The organism is Streptomyces sp. NPDC015125, assembly GCF_043080045.1.
Classification (GTDB): domain Bacteria; phylum Actinomycetota; class Actinomycetes; order Streptomycetales; family Streptomycetaceae; genus Streptomyces.
In genome coordinates, this window is sequence record NZ_JBIBVF010000003.1 from 433,956 (window position 1) to 451,671 (window position 17,716).

The following is a 17,716-nucleotide window of genomic DNA, read 5'->3' on the forward strand; positions in this document are numbered from 1 at the left end:
CCGGTGAACTTCCCCGCTAGCTGCTGGTTTCCCCGGGGCCGGGCCCCCGCCCCCGCCGGGGCCCAAACCCCGCCGGGGGGGGGGCCCCGGGGTGGGGGGCCCCCCCCCGCCTGCGGGGAGTGGGGGTGCGCTGCGGAGTTGCTACTCCTTGGCCAGGCCGACGCCCCTGCCCAGCGACCGCTGCCGGATGAGCCCGATCACGGCCAGTACCGCCCCGAAGCCGCCGGTGAACAGCAGCTGGATCCGCTGGTTCTCATCGCGCACCATCAGCAGCAGCACGGCGACGATGCCCGCCAGCGCCACCCAGGTCAGGACCGGGAAGGCCCACATCTTCACCACGAGCTTCTCCGGTGCCTCGCGCTCCAGCTGCCGCCGCATCCGCAGCTGGGCGGCGGCGATGAAGCCCCACACCACCAGGACGGCCGCGCCGACCATGTTCAGCAGCCACTGGAAGACCGTGGTGGGCCACAGGAAGCTGAAGAGGACCGCGAGGAAGCCGAAGGCGGAGCACAGCAGGACGGCGCGGCGCGGGACGCCGCCGCTCACCTTGCCGAGGAAGGCCGGGCCCTGGCCGCGGGAGATGAGGGAGTAGGCCATCCGCGAGGCGCCGTAGAGGTTGGCGTTCACCGCGGAGAGCAGCGCGATCAGGATGACGACGTTCATGATCTGGCCGGCCGCCGGGATCTTGAGGTAGTCCAGGACCGCCACGTACGGGCCGCTCTTGGCGATGGAGGGGGCGCTCCAGGGGATGACCGTGACGATGATGGCCATCGAGCCGACGTAGAAGAGGGCTATTCGCCACATCGCGGTGCGCACGGCGCGGGCCACGCCGCGTACCGGGTCCTTGGACTCGGCGGCCGCGATGGTCACCGTCTCCAGCCCGCCGTAGGCGAACACCGAGGCCAGCAGACCGACCATCAGGCCGTCGACGCCCTTGGGGAGGAAGCCGCCGTCACCGGTGAGATGCGAGGTGCCCGGAGCATCGGTGCCGGGGAGCACACCGAAGATGGCCAGCAGGCCCAGGACCAGGAAGATGCCGATCGCCGCGACCTTCAGGGCGGCGAACCAGAACTCGAACTCACCGAAGTTGGAGACCGCGGTCAGGTTCGTTGCCGTGAAGAGCGCCATGAACAGCAGGACCCACATCCAGGGCTGGGTGCCCGGGAACCACTGGTGCATCACGTCGGCGGCACCCAGCGCCTCGGCGGCCACCGCCACACACAGCAGCGCGGTGAACATCCAGCCCACCGTGAACCCGGCCCAGGAACCTATGGAGCGCTCGGCGTGCACCGAGAAGGAGCCGGAGGCCGGATTCGCCGCGGCCATCTCGCCGAGCATGCGCATGATCAGCATGACCAGTGCGCCGGAGACGGCATAGGCCAGCACGATCGACGGACCGGCCGCCGCGATGCCGGCGCGGGAGCCGACGAACAGGCCCGCGCCGATCACCCCGCCCAGGGCGATCATCGAGAGGTGGCGCTGCTTGAGGCCGTTGGACAGCGTGGCGGAGCTGTCGGGGCCGGCGCCCTGGACCGCGTCGCCGTGCTCGCGCGCGGATGCGGCGGACGAGGGTGTCCGATTCATGTCGTACCTGTCCCAGTAGGTGAGAGCGGAGCAAGGCGATGGTGCGTTCCCCCGGGCCGCGACCGGTGCGACGGCGCTGCCGGGCCCCCTGGTCCCCGCCGGTGCGGGCGGATCGCGCAGGGCCTGCCGACGGCTGAACTCCGGAGTCCTCGGCGAAGCGGGCTCAGTTTGAGCGCCGGTGTCCGCTCAGGGCAACAGTCGTGCAGCGAATGTTCGGTATTCAGACGTCATCGGCACCGTGTGTGTTCACCCTGCGGTCGATTGTGACGTGGGGTGACCTTCTGCCTGGCGGGAATCAGCGGCGCCCGCGCCGCTCCCGGAGCGCGCGTGCGCCCGCGACGAGCAGCACCAGGCCGGTCGCCCCGGCCGACCACAGAAGCTGCGGCCGGGCCGTGTCATCGGTCAGCATCAGGATCAGCACCCCGCCCATCGCCACCAGCGCCGCCCAGGTCAGATACGGGAAGCCCCACATCCGCAGGGTCAGCTTCCCGGGCGCCTCACGGGCGATCCGCGGACGCAGCCGCAGCTGGGAGACGGCGATCAGGCCCCAGACGAAGAGCAGCACCGCGCCGACCGCATTGAGCATGTAGAGGAAGACCGAGTCCGGCCACTTCAGATTCAGCAGCACGGAGACGAACCCGAACGCCACCGAGGCGAGCACGGCGCGGCGCGGCACGCCTCCCCCACTCCCGGCTTCTCCCCCACTCTCCACTTCGTTCGAGCGGGGGGACCCCCGTCCCGACACCTTCAGCAGCGCCCGCGGCGCCTCGCCCCGCTCGGCCAGCGAGAAGATCATCCGTGACGAGCCGTAGAGATTGGCGTTCAGCGCGGAGAGCAGCGCCACGAACACCACGATGTTCATGATCTGGCCGGCGCCCGGCACCCCGATGCTGTCCAGCACCGCGACGTAGGGGCTCTTGCCCGGCTGCATCGACGACCAGGGCAGCAGGGTCACGATGACCAGCATCGAGCCGACGTAGAAGAAGAGGATGCGCCACACCGCGCTGCGCACCGCCCGGCCCACCGCGCGCGCCGGATCGTCCGACTCGGCCGCGGCGATGGTGACGACCTCCAGGCCGCCGAAGGCGAACACCACGGCCAGGACCCCGGAGACCACCCCGCCCCAGCCGTGCGGCAGGAATCCGCCGTGTCCGGTGAGGTTCGCCAGCCCGACGGGTTCGGTGTCCGGCAGCACCCCGAAGACCGCCAGCACGCTCAGCACGAGGAACAGCACGATCGCGGTGACCTTCAGCGTCGCGAACCAGAACTCGAACTCGCCGAAGTTCTTCACCGCGGCCAGGTTGGCGAGGGTGAAGACGATCATGAAGATCAGCACCCAGCCCCACTGCGGCACCGCCGGTACCCAGCCGTTCGCGATCTGCGCCGCACCGGTGGCCTCCACGGCCAGCACCACGACCAGCAGGAACCAGTACAGCCAGCCGACGCTGAACCCGGCCCACCGCCCCAGTGCCCGCTCCGCATGCACCGAGAAGGCACCGGACGCCGGCATCGCCGCCGACATCTCGCCGAGCATCCGCATGACCAGCATGGCCAGCGCGCCCGCGATCAGATACGACAGCACGATCCCGGGACCGGCCACCGCGATACCCGCGCCGGAGCCCACGAACAGGCCCGCGCCGATCACTCCGCCCAGCCCCAGCATCGTCAGATGGCGCTGCTTGAGGCCCGCGGACAGCGGTTCTTTCCCGTCGGTGACCGTCCCCGGGGAGGGCTCGACGGCTCGGGTCGGTGCGTCGTGCATGGGCTCGTACTCTCGCAAGGGCCGGGGCGGCGGGGCCGCCGGCGGGTTGGGGGAACTCCACAGGTCACCGCGGGGCGCGCCCAGTGTCGCCGCATGTCGCGCGCTACCACAAAACCGGCGCCCGGAGGCGGCCCGGGCCGTGATGAGCATCACGTGACCTGCAATGACGCCTCGCGCCCCGCCGGTACCGGGCATGCTGGCGGTGGTTCGGAACGCATGTTCGGAACTCTCCAAGCGGGCCGGTGTGGCTTTGTCGTCGCCACACGATGATCTCCGGCGGTCCGCTGGACTAACGTCGTCCCGTCCCGTCCCGTCCTGTCCCTCTCACCTCCCGCGGAGCCCCGATGAGCACTGCTGCTCTCTCCCGTCCTGGCACCGTCCTCGCCGATCTGCTGCCGGCCGCCACCGCCTCCCGTGCCCGCGTCCGTGACGCCGCGCTGGTGCTCGGCGGCGCCGCGCTCACCGGCATCGCGGCCCAGATCGCCGTCCCGGTCCCCGGCTCCCCGGTCCCGGTCACGGGCCAGACCTTCGCGGCCCTCCTGGTCGGCGCCTCGCTCGGCGCGAGCCGCGGTGCGCTGTCGCTGGCGCTGTACGCCCTGGCGGGGATGGCGGGCCTGCCGTGGTTCGCCGGTGGCGCCTCGGGAGCGGGCGGGGCCACCCTGGGCTACATCGTGGGCATGCTGCTGGCCGCCACCGCCGTGGGCGCGCTGGCCCGCCGCGGCGGCGACCGCGGTGTGCTGCGCACCGCCGCCACCATGGCCGCGGGCACCGCGCTGATCTACGCCGTCGGCGTCCCCTACCTGGCGCTGAGCACCGGCATGTCCTTCGGCCAGGCCGTCGCCGCCGGACTCGTCCCGTTCCTGATCGGCGACGCCCTCAAGGCCGCGCTGGCCATGGGCGCGCTGCCCACGGCCTGGAAGCTGGCCGGGCGCCGCGGCTGAGCGGGCCGCGCAGGCCGCACACGAAGGGGCCGGGCCCCGTACACACCTCATGGGTGTGCACGGGGCCCGGCCCCTTCGCGCGTTCGCCGTACTAGGCCCGGTCCGTCACCCCGGCGCCGACGCCCGGGGCGTCCGCCCCGTCCGCCCCGTCCGCCACGGCCGTCCGCGGCCGCCGCCGGTCCAGGATCAGCCCGACCGCCAGCACCACCACGGCCGCGACCACCGACAGCACCATCTGCTTGCGCCCGTCCGGGTTGTAGAACATGTAGCCGATGACGAAGACGATCAGCGCGATCGTCGCGTAGGTCAGCCACGGGTACAGCCACATCCGCACCGTCAGCCGCTCCGGCATCTCCCGCTCGATGACCCGGCGCATCCGCAGCTGCGAGAAGCAGATGACCAGCCACACGAACAGCGCCACCGCGCCCGACGAATTCAGCAGGAACTGGAAGACGGTGTCCTTCGAGGTGTAGCTGAAGATCGTCGCCACGAAGCCGAAGGCGACCGACGCCCAGATCGCGACCGCCGGCACCCCGCCCTTGTTGACGGTGGCGAACGACTTCGGCGCATCGCCGCGCTGACCGAGCGAGAACGCCATCCGGGAGGCGGTGTAGAGCCCGGAGTTCAGACAGGACAGCACCGCGGTCAGCACCACGACATCCATCACGGTGCCCGCGTACGGGATGTCCAGCGACTCCAGCACGGCCACGTACGGGCTCTTCTCCACCGCCTTGGAGTTCCACGGCAGCAGCGTCACGATCACCGCGATCGAGCCGATGTAGAAGAGCGCGATCCGCCAGATGACGCTGTTGACGGCCTTGCGGACGGCCTGCACCGGGTTCGGCGACTCGCTCGCCGCCAGCGTCACGATCTCGCTGCCCATGAAGGAGAAGACCACCAGCAGCATGCCGGAGAGGATCGCGCCGGGACCGTGCGGCAGGAATCCGCCGTGCCCGGTCAGATTCTCCGTGCCGACCGGGGCGCCGCCCGGCGGCAGCCCGAATATCGCCAGCGCGCCCACCACGATGAAGACGACGATCGCGACGACCTTGATCCCGGCGAACCAGAACTCGAACTCGCCGAACGAGCTGACCGAGACCAGGTTCGTACCGGTCAGCACGATCATCACCAGCAGCGCCCAGGCCCACTGCGGGACGGCCGGGACCCAGCCGGTGAGGATCGCGGCGGCCGCGGTCGCCTCGACGGCCAGCACGACCGACCAGAAGAACCAGTACAGCCAGCCGATCGTGAACCCGGCCCAGCGGCCCAGCGCCCGGTCCGCGTACGCGGAGAACGAGCCGGAGGTCGGCGAGGCCGCGGCCATCTCGCCCAGCATCCGCATGACCAGCACGACCAGCAGACCGGTCAGCGCGTAGGAGAGCAGGATGCCGGGGCCGGCGGCCGCGATACCCGCGCCGGAGCCGACGAACAGGCCGGCGCCGATGACGCCGCCGATGGCGATCATCGACAGGTGGCGGTTCTTGAGCCCTGCCTGCAGCCCGTCCTGCGACTGCCCCCCGGTGGGCCCGCCGCCGGGGGCGGGGGCCGATGGGGAGGTGGGGGTGCCACCTGCTCCTGGAGAGCTCGGGGAAGGGTGCGCGCCCATGTGACCGTCCTTCGTGGTTCGCGGATGGATCCCCCGCATTAGATCTTCGTTAACCGTGGATTGGAAGGTCTGAAGCCGGATTGTTGTGTGAAACCCTGGATGGTTTCGCGCTGTGCTTGCGTACGGAAGGCGGGGAGTCGCATTCTGTGCACGCAGCCCGGGAAGACCCAGCGGCGCCTACCCGCCGCCGCTCGTGTCACACTCATCGCATGCGCGTGTACCTCGGCTCCGACCATGCAGGTTTCGAACTCAAGAACCACCTCGTCGAGTGGCTCACGGCCCACGGCCACGAGCCCGTCGACTGCGGTCCCCACATCTACGACGCCCAGGACGACTACCCGCCGTTCTGCCTGCGCGCCGCGGAGCGGACCGCCGCCGACCCGGAGAGCCTCGGCATCGTGATCGGCGGCTCCGGCAACGGCGAGCAGATCGCCGCCAACAAGGTCAAGGGCGTACGGGCCGCGCTGGCCTGGAGCGAGGAGACCGCCAAGCTCGGCCGCGAGCACAACAACGCCAACGTCATCTCCGTGGGCGGCCGGATGCACACCCGGGAAGAGGCGACCAGGTTCATCGAGGTCTTCCTCGGCACGCCCTACTCGGGTGAGGAGCGGCACACCCGCCGCATCGAGATGCTCTCGGCCTACGAGACCACCGGCGAGCTGCCCGCCGTCCCCGCCCACCACCCGCAGGGCTGACCCCCGCTCATCCCGCCGCCCGCCCGCCCCGGCCGCCGGGGCGGGCGGGCGCGCCCACTGGAGGACACCCGTGCCCGAGGGGCATACGATCCACCGCCTCGCCCTGGACCACCGCGCACGCTTCGAGGGCGGACCGGTACGGGCGAGCAGCCCCCAGGGCAAGTTCGCCGCCGGCGCCGCCCTCGTGGACGGCCAGGTCATGACGACCGCGGAGGCGCACGGCAAACACCTCTTCCTCGGCTTCGGCCCTCCCTCAAGGACCTCCGACGACCCCCCGGTCTCCCCTCCGTTCGACCGGGGGGACCCCCAGCGGTCCAGGGGGTACCCCCAGCGCTGGATCCATGTCCACCTCGGCCTCTTCGGCAAGCTCGGCTTCGGCGCGGCCCCCGCTCCGCCGCCCACCGACACGGTGCGCCTGAGGCTCGCGAACCCGACCGCCTACGCGGACCTGCGCGGCCCCACCACCTGCGCACTGATCACCGAGGACGAAAAGCGCGCGATACACGACCGGCTGGGCCCCGATCCGCTGCGCCCCGGTGACGACGGCACCCGCGCCTGGCAGCGGATCTCCCGAAGCCGTACGACGATTGCGGCGCTGCTGCTCGACCAGAAGATCATCGCCGGGGTCGGCAACGTCTACCGCGCCGAGGTCCTCTTCCGCCACCACATCGACCCCTACCGCCCCGGCCGCGACCTCACCCGCGCCGAATGGGACGCGCTCTGGGCCGACCTGGTGTTCCTGATGGCCGAGGGCGTCCGGGACAACCGGATCGACACCGTCCGCCCGGAACACCTGCCGGAGGCGATGGGCCGCCCGCCGCGGGTCGACGACCACGGCGGCGAGGTGTACGTCTACCGCCGTGCGCACCAGGACTGCCACCTCTGCGGCAGCGAGATCCGCACCGCCGGTCTCGCCGCCCGCAACCTCTTCTGGTGCCCGGGCTGCCAGCCGTCCACCGGCGGCTGAGGGCCACAACGGCCGGACCGGCCTGCAGAACCGTGCGGCACCAGGGCGCCACCTCCGACCCGGACGCCGCCGACGCCACGTGCCGCGGTCACTCCGCCCGCGCGACCGCATTTCGCACGCCGTTTCCCGGCAATTGGCCAGGCCGTCGTGCGGCGAATCGACGCGCCGCCGAACGGGTGGATAAGGTCCCAGAGCGATGACAACCGGCCAGGGAACGGAAGCCCTGACGGCCCGGGTGCACAAAGGCCTGCACCGGGCCCGCATCGGCGTGCGCAAGGCCGGGGTCGACTACTTCCGCGGCGAGGGCTCCGACCGGTTCGCGCTGGCCGTCCTCCTCCTCGCCATACCCGCCCTCGCCGCGGGCACCCTCCGGTGGCCCGAATGGATCGCCCCGACGGCGCTGGTCCTCCCGGTCATCGCCGGCGGACTGCTGCTGCGGCCGGCCAACCTCCTGATTCTGTACGGCGCGTCCGCGGCCGCGCTGGTCGTCGAAGCCGCACTGTTCGGCCCGTACGACGAGGGGCCGGAACGGATCACTCCGGGCACGGTGCTGGTGGTCGCCGCGGTCGGGTTCTTCGGGCTGCTGATCGCCCAGTTCCGCAGCCGGGTCGGGGTGCCCTGGCGGCGCGGCGGCACGATGCTCTTCGACCTGCGCGAACGGATCCGGGTCCAGAGCAAGCTGCCCGCGCTCCCCGAGGGCTGGCACCACGAGATGGCGCTGCGCCCGGCCGGCGGCCAGTTCTTCTCCGGCGACTTCGTGGTGGCCTCCCGCACCCACGGCGGCCAGATCCTCGAAGTGGTGCTGACCGATGTCTCCGGGAAGGGCATGGACGCGGCCTCCCGCGCGCTGCTGCTGTCCGGCGCCTTCGGCGGCCTGCTCGGCTCGCTGCCGCCGCACGGCTTCCTGCCCGCCGCCAACGGCTATCTGCTGCGCCAGGACTGGGACGAGGGGTTCGCCACCTCCGTCCATCTCGTCCTCGACCTGGAGTCCGGCGACTACGAACTCCTCTCCGCGGGACATCTGCCGGCGCTCCAGCTCAGCGCCGGCAGCGGCCGCTGGGAGGAGAAGCCGGGGGAGGGGCCGCTGCTCGGCGTCTTCGACGGCGCTCAGTTCGATCCGGTCAAGGGGACGCTGCGGCCGGGCGACGTCCTGATGCTGTTCACCGACGGCCTGGTCGAGGCCGCCGGCCGCGATATCGCCGAGGGCATCGACCGGTTGACCGGCGAGGCCGACCGCTATGTCGCCACGGGCTTCGCCGGGGCCGCCTGGCATCTGATCGAGGCCGTCGCCAAGGACGTTAACGACGACCGCGCGCTGCTGCTGATCTGCCGGGACGCGTAACGAGGGAGCCGGTGCCCGGGGCGGACGCCGTGCCGGTCCGGGCGGGACGCCCTGCCGGGCCGGGACGTCGCGCGCTCAGGCGCCGACCCGGGCCCGCGCCGTATCGGCCGGATCCTTCCGGAACGCCCAGGCCATCGTCGGCTCCATCGCGAAGCGGAACATCCTGCGGACCGGCGGGGTGCACAGGGCCGTCACGATGCCGCCCGCGATCAGTGTGACGGCGATCTCGCCGAGCGGCGAGTGGAGCCAGGCGTAGTCGTCGAACCAGCCCCAGAACCGCGAGCCCTTGGCCAGGAAGCCGTGCAGCAGATAGCCGTAGAGCGTCCCGGCGCCCAGCACCGTGAACCAGGTCCGCCGGGTCGGCACCCAGGAGAAGAAGCAGGCCGTCATCACGATCGAGCACCCGAAGAGCGCCAGCGTCATCACCGCGCCGATCCACCAGGTGGTGCCCAATTCCTGGGCGCTGTCGCGGTGGTAGAACCACGCCGAGCTCATCCGGGGAGCCGCCCAGTAGGCCATCACCAGCGCACAGGCGAAGACCGGCAGCGAGGCGATCCGCACGGCCCGCCGCTGCACCAGCTTGAAGTGCTCGGGCCGCAGCGCCAGTCCCAGGACGAAGAACGGGAGGAACTGCAGCACCCGCTGGAGGTCCAGATCATCGCCGATGTCCGGGGACACCGACGCCATCACGGCGATGGCCACCGCGAGCGGAATCGGCCAGCGCACGATCTTCCACAGCGGGGTGGTCAGCCGCCAGATGAACAGGGCCACCAGGAACCACGTCAAAAACCACGGGTCGAGAAGGCTGATGGGGTGCCCGGGATCGTCGTCCGCCCAGCGCTTGAAGAACGCATAGGCGGTCTCGAAGAGGACGTAGGGGACCGCGACCCCGGTGACCAGCCGCTGCAGCCGGTCCTTGCGCATGTCGAAGCTGCGCGAGAAGTAGCCGGAAATGATGATGAAGGCCGGCATGTGGAAGGTGTAGACGGTCATGTAGAGCGCCTCGGCGGCGCGACTGCCGTCGGTCAGCGGTTCCCATGAGTGCCCCATCGCCACGAGCACGATGGCCAGGTACTTCGCGTTGTCGAAGAACGCGTGCCGGCCACCGCTCTTCGGCGCGGGTGCCGCCGCGCCCTCCGCGCCGTCCGCGCTGGACGACCGGTCCGCGGGCTCCGCCCGGTCCGTGCCCTCTGCCGCCCGGGCAGGGGGAAGTTCGCGTCGGGGTGTCGCGGCAGCGGGAAACATTGGAGGCACGATAGCGGCGGTCGGTGAATGCGTAAAACCGCGTCGAAGTCATTCCCCTTTTCCTTGGCTTCCGCCGTGGACGGGGCGCGGATAAAATCCGCTGACGCTGCGGAGAGCCCACGCCCTCGCAGTCCGATTCGCCCCCTATCATCCCCTCAAATCGCCCTGTATCCCCCGCAAACGACTCAGGGGGAATGTCCGATTCCTTGGTCTTATGTCCGAATGCTAATAAGCCTTGATGGCGCCTTGCAAGGCAGTGACGGATACCACGGACAGGAAATTCTCCGGACCGGAGCCGGGCCGGAAACTGATCAGAATGCCCCCGGGTGGAATGGCCGTGGTGAATTGCCGACGCCGCGTCGGCCGGAGAAATTCCCGCCCCGCCCCGCCCGGCCCCGCCCCGCCCCGCCCCGCCCGGCATGGCGTGGTCCGGCGCGGCTCGGCCCGGCACGGTGTGGTCCGGCCCCTCGCGGCCGCCGCGCGGGCGTCACCCCGCCGCCCGTGCGTCACCCTGCCGCAGCCCCATGGCCGCCATCGGCTGGAATAGGGCAAAGCGTTGGCCGATGATTCGTCACCGGCCTGCAGTGGGCATGGAGTTGGTGGCACGATGGGTGCAGGGGGGTGTGCGCGGCATGCCCCCGGGCCGGTGAGGCGTTCCGACCGAGGGTGTGATCAGTGTGGCTCTTTCGCTGTCAGTGGTGCTGCTGTTGGGGATCATTCTGATCGTGCTGATCAGAGGGAAGTCGATCAAGGCAGGTCCGGCCTTCGTGGCCATACTGTTCGGCTTCTTCCTTGCCTCCACGGGCATGGCGCCGTCGATCAACCGGTTCCTCAACTCGATTGCGGACACCATCAACCACATCACCTTCTAGGCGGTCCGCCTCCGGGTGTCCGCCGGCCCCGTGCCGGGCGCCGCACGGGGTTCAGCCGTTCGAAGCCTCTTCGCCCCCGGTCCGCGCCACTGCCTCGCGTACGGCTTCCTCGCTCCGCCCCACCAGCGCCGAACCGTCGTCCGCCGTGATGATCGGCCGCTGGATCAGCCGGGGGTGTGCCGCCAGCGCCGCGATCCACTGCTCTCGTGCGGCGTCGGTGCGCTCCCACTTCGCGAGGCCCAGCTCCTTCGCCTCGGCCTCCTGGGTCCGGGTGATGTCCCAGGGCTCCAGGCCCAGCCGCGCCAGCACACCGCGCAGGTCATCGGCGTCCGGCGGGTCCTCCAGATATCTGCGCACGGTGTAGCGGGCGCCCTCTTCGTCGAGGATTTCCACGGCCGAACGGCACTTGGAGCACGCGGGATTGAGCCAGATCTCCATGCAGGCCACCTTATGGGGGCCGCGGCCGCGGAGCGAAGAGGTGTGCGGACACCGGGCGGCCGTTGCGGAAAGCGGAAAACCCCAGGCCATCCGGCCCGGGGTTTCCTGGTGAGAGCGGGCGACGGGAATCGAACCCGCGTAGCTAGTTTGGAAGACTAGGGCTCTACCATTGAGCTACGCCCGCGAGCGCCACAGGTCGCAGGACCTCGGCACGCAGTGCATCCTAGCGGGTCGCGGCGGTGCACCGCACATCCCCTCGCGCGGACGAGGCACCCGGCCGTCCCCGCCCGTGCATCGCCCCACGAGGCATCCCGGCAACTGGCAGCCGTACCGCCTGCGGCCATGTACCCTACGTGTCGCACCGACGGGGTGTGGCGCAGCTTGGTAGCGCGTCCGCTTTGGGAGCGGAAGGTCGTCGGTTCGAATCCGGCCACCCCGACCAGTAGCAGGTCAGCCCGACAGTACGGCGTCGGGCGAAGCCTCGGCCCACCGTGGCGGCGCCGCACAACGAGCGCCCTTTCAAGATCGCGTTGTGGGCGTCATCCTCCTTGCGGTTACTATGCAAGCTGCGTGTCCGTGTGTCTGTGTACCGGGCGCGATCGGCCGGACCCGGATCAGCCGGGCCCAGGTAGATCTCACGCAGAACCCCAGAAGTCAGCCCCAAGGAGACCGAACCGTGAAGAGCGCCGTGGAGACCCTGAACCCGACTCGGGTTCGGCTCACTGTCGAGGTGCCCTTCGAGGAGCTCAAGCCCAGCCTCGACGCGGCGTACAAAAAGATCAACCAGCAGGTCACGGTGAAGGGCTTCCGCCAGGGCAAGATCCCGGCCCGGGTCATCGACCAGCGGTTCGGTCGTGGCGCCGTGCTGGAGGAGGCCGTCAACGACGCGCTCCCGAAGTTCTACACCGAAGCGGTCAACGAGGGTGAGCTGAACGTCCTCGGCCAGCCCGAGGTCGACATCACCGAGCTGAAGGACGGCGAGCTGCTGGCCTTCACCGCCGAGGTCGACATCCGCCCCGCCCTCGAGATCCCGGACTACTCCGGCATCGAGGTCGAGGTCGACGCCGTCGAGGTGTCGGACGAGGAGATCGACAAGTCCGTCGAGCAGCTGCGTGAGCGCTTCGCGACGACCAGCCCGGTCGAGCGCGCGGCCCAGGACGGCGACGTCCTGACGCTGAACCTCGAAGCCAAGGTGGACGGCGAGGTGCTGGAGGACGGCGTCGCCGAGGGTGTCTCGTACACCATCGGTTCCGGCGAGCTCCTCGACGGCATCGACGAGGCCGTCACCGGTGTGCAGGCCGGCAACAGTGCCACCTTCACCTCCGAGCTCAAGGGCGGTTCCGCCGAGGGCAAGGAGGCCGAGGTCACGGTCGAGGTCACCGAGGTCAAGTCCCGCGAACTGCCCGGGCTGGACGACGACTTCGCCCAGCTGGCGAGCGAGTTCGACACCCTCGAGGAGCTCCGTGCGGACAGCCGCAAGCGCCTTGAGCAGATGAAGAAGTACGACCAGGCCACCCAGGCGCAGGAGAAGGTCCTGGACGAGCTGCTCAAGCTCGTCGAGGTGCCGATGCCGGAGAAGCTGCTCGCGGACGAGATCGAGACCCGCAAGCACAACCTGGTCAACCACCAGCTCGGCCAGATGGGCCTCGACCTCGCGAAGTACCTGGAGATCCAGGGCAAGACCGAGGAAGAGTTCGACGCCGAGACCAAGGAGCAGGCCGAGAAGGGCATCAAGACCCAGTTCATCCTGGACGAGCTGGTCAACAAGGAGAAGCTGAACGTCAGCCAGGAGGAGCTCACCGAGCACCTCATGCGCCGCGCGCAGTCCTCCGGCATGTCCCCCGACCAGTTCGCCCAGGCCGTCGTCGAGGGCGGCCAGGTGCCGATGCTCGTCGGTGAGGTCGCCCGCGGCAAGGCCCTCGCGGTCGTCGTCGAGGCCGCCACGGTCAAGGACAGCACCGGCGAGGTCATCGAGCTCGACGACGAGGACGAGACCGCCGAGACCGTCGAGGCGGCCGAGTCCGTCGAGACCGTTGAGATCGTCGAGGGCGAGGCGGAGGAGAAGCCCGAGGCCTGAGCCCCGGACACCGCCCTGCGCCTGCGCGCAGCTCTCTGACCACGGGCCCGAACACGCACGTCCGCGTGTTCGGGCCCGTGGTCGTACCACCCCGTGAGCCTGCGCTCACAGCGAACAGTTATCGATGCGGGATGGCGTTGTCCGACCTGCGCGTTAGGGTCCGTAGATACGAGGGCAGGGGAGTCCCTGAAACCGCGCCGGGGCCACACACGGCGCCGGTTCCCCACGCCCCAGCAGACGACGCTGAGACGGCCTGGAGCCGTCCGACAACGAGCAGGTGGACACGTGACGATCCCGATGCCTTCCGCCGCCGCTGAGCCGACCTTCGGTGGCCTCGGCGACCAGGTCTACAACCGGCTGCTCGGCGAGCGGATCATCTTCCTCGGCCAGCCGGTCGACGACGACATCGCCAACAAGATCACCGCGCAGCTGCTTCTCCTCGCCGCGGACCCGGACAAGGACATCTTCCTCTACATCAACTCCCCGGGCGGCTCGATCTCGGCCGGCTTGGCGATCTACGACACCATGCAGTACATCAAGAACGACGTGGTGACGATCGCGATGGGCCTCGCCGCCTCGATGGGACAGTTCTTGCTGAGCGCCGGCACCCCGGGCAAGCGCTTCGCGCTGCCGAATGCCGAGATCCTCATCCACCAGCCCTCCGCGGGCCTGGCGGGTTCCGCGTCGGACATCAAGATCCACGCCGAGCGGCTGCTGCACACCAAGAAGCGGATGGCTGAGCTGACGGCCTTCCACACCGGTCAGACCGTCGAGCGGATCACCCAGGACTCCGACCGCGACCGCTGGTTCTCCGCCGATGAGGCCAAGACGTACGGCCTGATCGACGATGTGATGACCTCCGCCGCCGGCGTTCCGGGCGGGGGCGGCACCGGGGCCTGAGCCCCGTACCACTCGCCCTACAGCCCCCAGCCCACTTGATCGCCACCAGGACGGTGAACACCACGATGAACAACTACCCCGGCAGCGGCCTCTCCCAGGGCGCGGAGTCCGAGTTTTCCGGCGCGCGTGCCGAGTCCCGCTACATCGTCCCGCGCTTCGTCGAGCGCACCTCGCAGGGCGTGCGCGAGTACGACCCGTACGCGAAGCTGTTCGAGGAGCGCGTGATCTTCCTCGGCGTGCAGATCGACGACGCCTCGGCCAACGACGTCATGGCGCAGCTGCTGTGCCTGGAGTCGATGGACCCGGACCGGGACATCTCGATCTACATCAACAGCCCGGGCGGCTCTTTCACGGCGCTCACGGCCATCTACGACACGATGCAGTTCGTGAAGCCGGACATCCAGACGGTCTGCATGGGCCAGGCGGCCTCCGCCGCGGCCGTGCTGCTCGCCGCCGGTACCCCCGGCAAGCGGATGGCGCTGCCGAACGCCCGGGTGCTGATCCACCAGCCCTACAGCGAGACCGGCCGCGGCCAGGTCTCCGACCTGGAGATCGCCGCCAACGAAATCCTGCGGATGCGTTCGCAGCTGGAGGAGCTGCTGGCCAAGCACTCCACCACCCCGATCGAGAAGATCCGGGATGATATCGAGCGTGACAAGATCCTGACCGCCGAGGAGTCCCTGGCGTACGGTCTGGTCGACCAGATCGTCTCGACGCGGAAGTCGTCCGTCTCGATCGGCTAGCGATCTTCGCGAAGTGAGCCGGAGCGTTGCCCCCTTGGACCGGAATCGGATCGAGTGAACCGAGTCGGTCCAAGGGGGGCCCGAACGGGGGGCCCGGCAAGGTACCGTCGATAGGCAAGCACCCGGGTCCGTGGAGCAATGCGGATCCCAGGCGAAGGGGAAGCACCTCGTGGCACGCATCGGTGACGGCGGCGACCTGCTCAAGTGCTCGTTCTGCGGAAAGAGCCAGAAGCAGGTGAAGAAGCTCATCGCGGGACCTGGTGTGTACATCTGCGACGAGTGCATCGACCTCTGCAACGAAATCATCGAGGAGGAGCTCGCCGAGACCTCCGAGGTGCGGTGGGAGGAACTCCCCAAGCCGCGGGAGATCTACGAGTTCCTGAACGGCTATGTCGTCGGCCAGGAGCCCGCGAAGAAGGCGCTGTCGGTCGCCGTCTACAACCACTACAAGCGGGTGCAGGCGGGCGAGAACGGCCCCGGCCGCGGCGAGGAGGGCATCGAGCTCGCCAAGTCCAACATCCTGCTGCTCGGCCCGACCGGCTCCGGCAAGACCCTGCTCGCGCAGACCCTCGCCCGGATGCTGAACGTCCCCTTCGCGTTCGCCGACGCCACGGCGCTCACGGAGGCCGGCTACGTCGGCGAGGACGTCGAGAACATCCTCCTCAAGCTGATCCAGGCCGCGGACTTCGACATCAAGAAGGCCGAGACCGGCATCATCTACATCGACGAGATCGACAAGGTCGCCCGGAAGAGCGAAAACCCGTCGATCACCCGCGATGTCTCAGGCGAGGGCGTCCAGCAGGCGCTGCTGAAGATCCTGGAGGGCACCACCGCCTCGGTCCCGCCCCAGGGCGGCCGCAAGCACCCCCACCAGGAATTCATCCAGATCGACACCACCAACGTCCTCTTCATCGTCGGCGGTGCCTTCGCCGGTCTGGAGAAGATCATCGAGGCCCGGTCCGGCGCCAAGGGCATCGGCTTCGGTGCCACGATCCGCTCCAAGCGCGAGATCGAGTCCAAGGACCAGCTCCAGGACGTCATGCCGGAGGACATGGTGAAGTTCGGGATGATCCCGGAGTTCATCGGCCGCCTCCCCGTCCTCACCTCGGTCCACAACCTCGACCGTGAGGCCCTGCTGCAGATCCTGGTCGAGCCGCGCAACGCGCTCGTCAAGCAGTACAAGCGGCTCTTCGAACTCGACGGTGTCGAGCTGGACTTCGACCGCCCGGCCCTGGAGGCCATCGCCGACCAGGCCATCCTGCGCGGCACCGGCGCCCGCGGTCTGCGCGCCATCATGGAGGAGGTCCTCCAGGCGGTGATGTACGAAATCCCGTCCCGCAAGGACGTGGCCCGGGTCGTCATCACCGAGGACGTCGTGCACTCGAATGTGAACCCGACCCTGGTGCCGCGCAATCGCGGCGAGTCGGGGGAACCGCAGGAGAAGAGCGCGTAGGCGCCCGGCACGCACCACAAGAGCCGCCCGGCAGCGATCATGCTGCCGGGCGGCTCTGTGTCGTCTCCGGTCGGTGGCGGTGACCGACGCCGCTACTTCTCCTTGCGGACCTCGGTGCGGATCTTGGCGGTCTTCTCGGAGAGTGCCTCCGCGCCGGGCGTCGTGGCGGTGGGGCCACCGGCGGGGGACGGTGCGGACGCGGCCTGGACGACGCCGATGGCGCTGCTGTCGCCCCAGACACAGGTGGAGGCGGTGACGGGCACGCTCACACCACCCTGCGAGAGCGTGATTTTCTGGGTCCTGCACTTCATCACCGAGCCGTCGAAGTCGCTCGGCGAGTACGTGGTCGTCGGGGTGACGTCCTCGATCTTGGCGCCCTTGTCCGTGAAGGCCTTCTTCTGGCTCTCGTCCACCTTGGCGAGCACCTGCCCCACGGTTCCCTCAGGGTCGGCGACGTTGCCGTACACGCCGCTGACCGTCAGCTGCAGCCCGTCGCCACTCTTGTAGCCGCCGCTGACGCCCTTGGCGTTGGTGATGCCCATCGCCTTGGCTTCCTTGTCGTCGGTGAAGTCCTCGGCGCCCCCCGAGCTGCCGGGTTGCTGTGCCTTCTCGAACTGCCCGTTCAACAACGTCTTCGGCAACGAGATCGTGTAAGGCTTCACATCCCCGCCCGACCCGAACGCGAAGTACGCCCCCACGCCGATCGCCGCGACGACCGCGACCGCGCCGACGATCAGGCCGATCTTCTTGCCGTTGCCACCGCTCTCCGGAGCGCCCTGGGGGATCGTGCCGTAGGGGGTCTGCTGGCCGCCGTACGGAGCCTGCTGGCCGTAGCCGGGCTGGCCGCCCTGCTGGGGGTAGCCGTACCCCTGCTGCGGGGCCTGCTGCGGGTAGCCGTAGCCCGGCTGCTGACCTGGTACCTGGCCGCCCTGCTGCGGGTAGCCGTAGCCCGGCTGCGGGGCCGGCGGCTGCTGCGGCTGGCCGTACGGGCCGGGCTGCTGGGGCTGCTGGCCGTACGGGCCGGGAGGCGGCTGGTTGAAGCTCATGGAGCGGTTCCCCTCGTGACAACTGAAGCCAGTTGAGTACTGCGT

General features: G+C 69.8%; 15 protein-coding genes and 2 tRNA genes. 10 read left to right on the top strand and 7 right to left on the bottom strand.

Going from position 1 to position 17,716, the window contains the following annotated elements; genetic code table 11:
* Nucleotides 1-141: 141 nt before the first annotated feature.
* Nucleotides 142-1,584: an amino acid permease gene (locus tag ACF088_RS11680; RefSeq protein WP_392375479.1), complete on the bottom strand. Its 1,443-nt coding sequence runs from the start codon at nt 1,582-1,584 to the stop codon at nt 142-144.
* 295 nt (nt 1,585-1,879) lie between these two features.
* Nucleotides 1,880-3,346 carry an amino acid permease gene (locus ACF088_RS11685; protein ID WP_392375481.1) on the bottom strand — a complete coding sequence of 489 codons (1,467 nt, stop codon included), beginning with the start codon at nt 3,344-3,346 and terminating at the stop codon, nt 1,880-1,882.
* Between the two features lie 344 nt (nt 3,347-3,690).
* Here ACF088_RS11685 and ACF088_RS11690 point away from each other — a divergent pair, with 344 nt between their 5' ends.
* Nucleotides 3,691-4,287 carry a biotin transporter BioY gene (locus ACF088_RS11690; protein ID WP_392375482.1) on the top strand — a complete coding sequence of 199 codons (597 nt, stop codon included), beginning with the start codon at nt 3,691-3,693 and terminating at the stop codon, nt 4,285-4,287.
* A gap of 91 nt (nt 4,288-4,378) precedes the next feature.
* Here the strand turns inward: ACF088_RS11690 and ACF088_RS11695 are convergent, their stop codons facing one another.
* A complete protein-coding gene (locus ACF088_RS11695) occupies nt 4,379-5,893 on the bottom strand; it encodes an amino acid permease (RefSeq protein ID WP_392375484.1) in 1,515 nt (504 codons plus the stop codon).
* A gap of 209 nt (nt 5,894-6,102) precedes the next feature.
* On the opposite strand from ACF088_RS11695, the gene ACF088_RS11700 reads away from it, so the two are divergent.
* From ACF088_RS11700 to ACF088_RS11710, 3 genes are all read left to right on the top strand, one after another.
* The gene (locus tag ACF088_RS11700) at nt 6,103-6,588 is read left to right on the top strand and encodes a ribose-5-phosphate isomerase (protein ID WP_392375485.1); all 486 of its coding nucleotides are present in this window, start codon (nt 6,103-6,105) and stop codon (nt 6,586-6,588) included.
* Nucleotides 6,589-6,658: 70 nt separating this feature from the next.
* Nucleotides 6,659-7,555 carry an Fpg/Nei family DNA glycosylase gene (locus tag ACF088_RS11705; protein WP_392375486.1) on the top strand — a complete coding sequence of 299 codons (897 nt, stop codon included), beginning with the start codon at nt 6,659-6,661 and terminating at the stop codon, nt 7,553-7,555.
* A gap of 196 nt (nt 7,556-7,751) precedes the next feature.
* Nucleotides 7,752-8,897 carry a PP2C family protein-serine/threonine phosphatase gene (locus ACF088_RS11710; RefSeq protein WP_392375488.1) on the top strand — a complete coding sequence of 382 codons (1,146 nt, stop codon included), beginning with the start codon at nt 7,752-7,754 and terminating at the stop codon, nt 8,895-8,897.
* Between the two features lie 75 nt (nt 8,898-8,972).
* On the opposite strand, the gene ACF088_RS11715 is transcribed toward ACF088_RS11710, so the two are convergent.
* Nucleotides 8,973-10,142 (bottom strand): acyltransferase family protein, encoded by a 1,170-nt coding sequence (locus ACF088_RS11715; RefSeq protein ID WP_392375489.1) that lies wholly within the window; start codon nt 10,140-10,142, stop codon nt 8,973-8,975.
* A 677-nt stretch (nt 10,143-10,819) separates the two neighbouring features.
* On the opposite strand from ACF088_RS11715, the gene ACF088_RS11720 reads away from it, so the two are divergent.
* Entirely contained in the window at nt 10,820-11,014 is a 195-nt protein-coding gene (locus tag ACF088_RS11720; RefSeq protein WP_030082107.1) for a hypothetical protein, read from the top strand.
* Nucleotides 11,015-11,065: 51 nt separating this feature from the next.
* Here the strand turns inward: ACF088_RS11720 and ACF088_RS11725 are convergent, their stop codons facing one another.
* Entirely contained in the window at nt 11,066-11,452 is a 387-nt protein-coding gene (locus tag ACF088_RS11725) for an arsenate reductase family protein (RefSeq protein ID WP_392375491.1), read from the bottom strand.
* Nucleotides 11,453-11,565: 113 nt separating this feature from the next.
* Nucleotides 11,566-11,636, bottom strand: a tRNA-Gly gene (locus ACF088_RS11730).
* A 181-nt stretch (nt 11,637-11,817) separates the two neighbouring features.
* Here ACF088_RS11730 and ACF088_RS11735 point away from each other — a divergent pair.
* The 5 genes from ACF088_RS11735 to clpX all read left to right on the top strand — a co-directional run bounded on the left by ACF088_RS11735 (nt 11,818) and on the right by clpX (nt 16,625).
* A tRNA-Pro gene (locus tag ACF088_RS11735) sits at nt 11,818-11,894 on the top strand.
* A 234-nt stretch (nt 11,895-12,128) separates the two neighbouring features.
* Nucleotides 12,129-13,529: a trigger factor gene (gene tig / locus ACF088_RS11740; RefSeq protein ID WP_392375492.1), complete on the top strand. Its 1,401-nt coding sequence runs from the start codon at nt 12,129-12,131 to the stop codon at nt 13,527-13,529.
* 297 nt (nt 13,530-13,826) lie between these two features.
* Nucleotides 13,827-14,429 (top strand): ATP-dependent Clp protease proteolytic subunit, encoded by a 603-nt coding sequence (locus tag ACF088_RS11745; RefSeq protein ID WP_030082101.1) that lies wholly within the window; start codon nt 13,827-13,829, stop codon nt 14,427-14,429.
* Nucleotides 14,430-14,494: 65 nt separating this feature from the next.
* Nucleotides 14,495-15,172, top strand: coding sequence for an ATP-dependent Clp protease proteolytic subunit (locus tag ACF088_RS11750; protein ID WP_392375591.1), 678 nt, complete (start codon nt 14,495-14,497; stop codon nt 15,170-15,172).
* A gap of 169 nt (nt 15,173-15,341) precedes the next feature.
* A complete protein-coding gene (gene clpX, locus ACF088_RS11755; RefSeq protein ID WP_328386842.1) occupies nt 15,342-16,625 on the top strand; it encodes an ATP-dependent Clp protease ATP-binding subunit ClpX in 1,284 nt (427 codons plus the stop codon).
* Between the two features lie 92 nt (nt 16,626-16,717).
* Here clpX and ACF088_RS11760 read toward each other — a convergent pair whose 3' ends face one another.
* The gene (locus tag ACF088_RS11760; protein WP_392375494.1) at nt 16,718-17,671 is read right to left on the bottom strand and encodes a hypothetical protein; all 954 of its coding nucleotides are present in this window, start codon (nt 17,669-17,671) and stop codon (nt 16,718-16,720) included.
* Between the last annotated feature and the right edge of the window lie 45 nt (nt 17,672-17,716).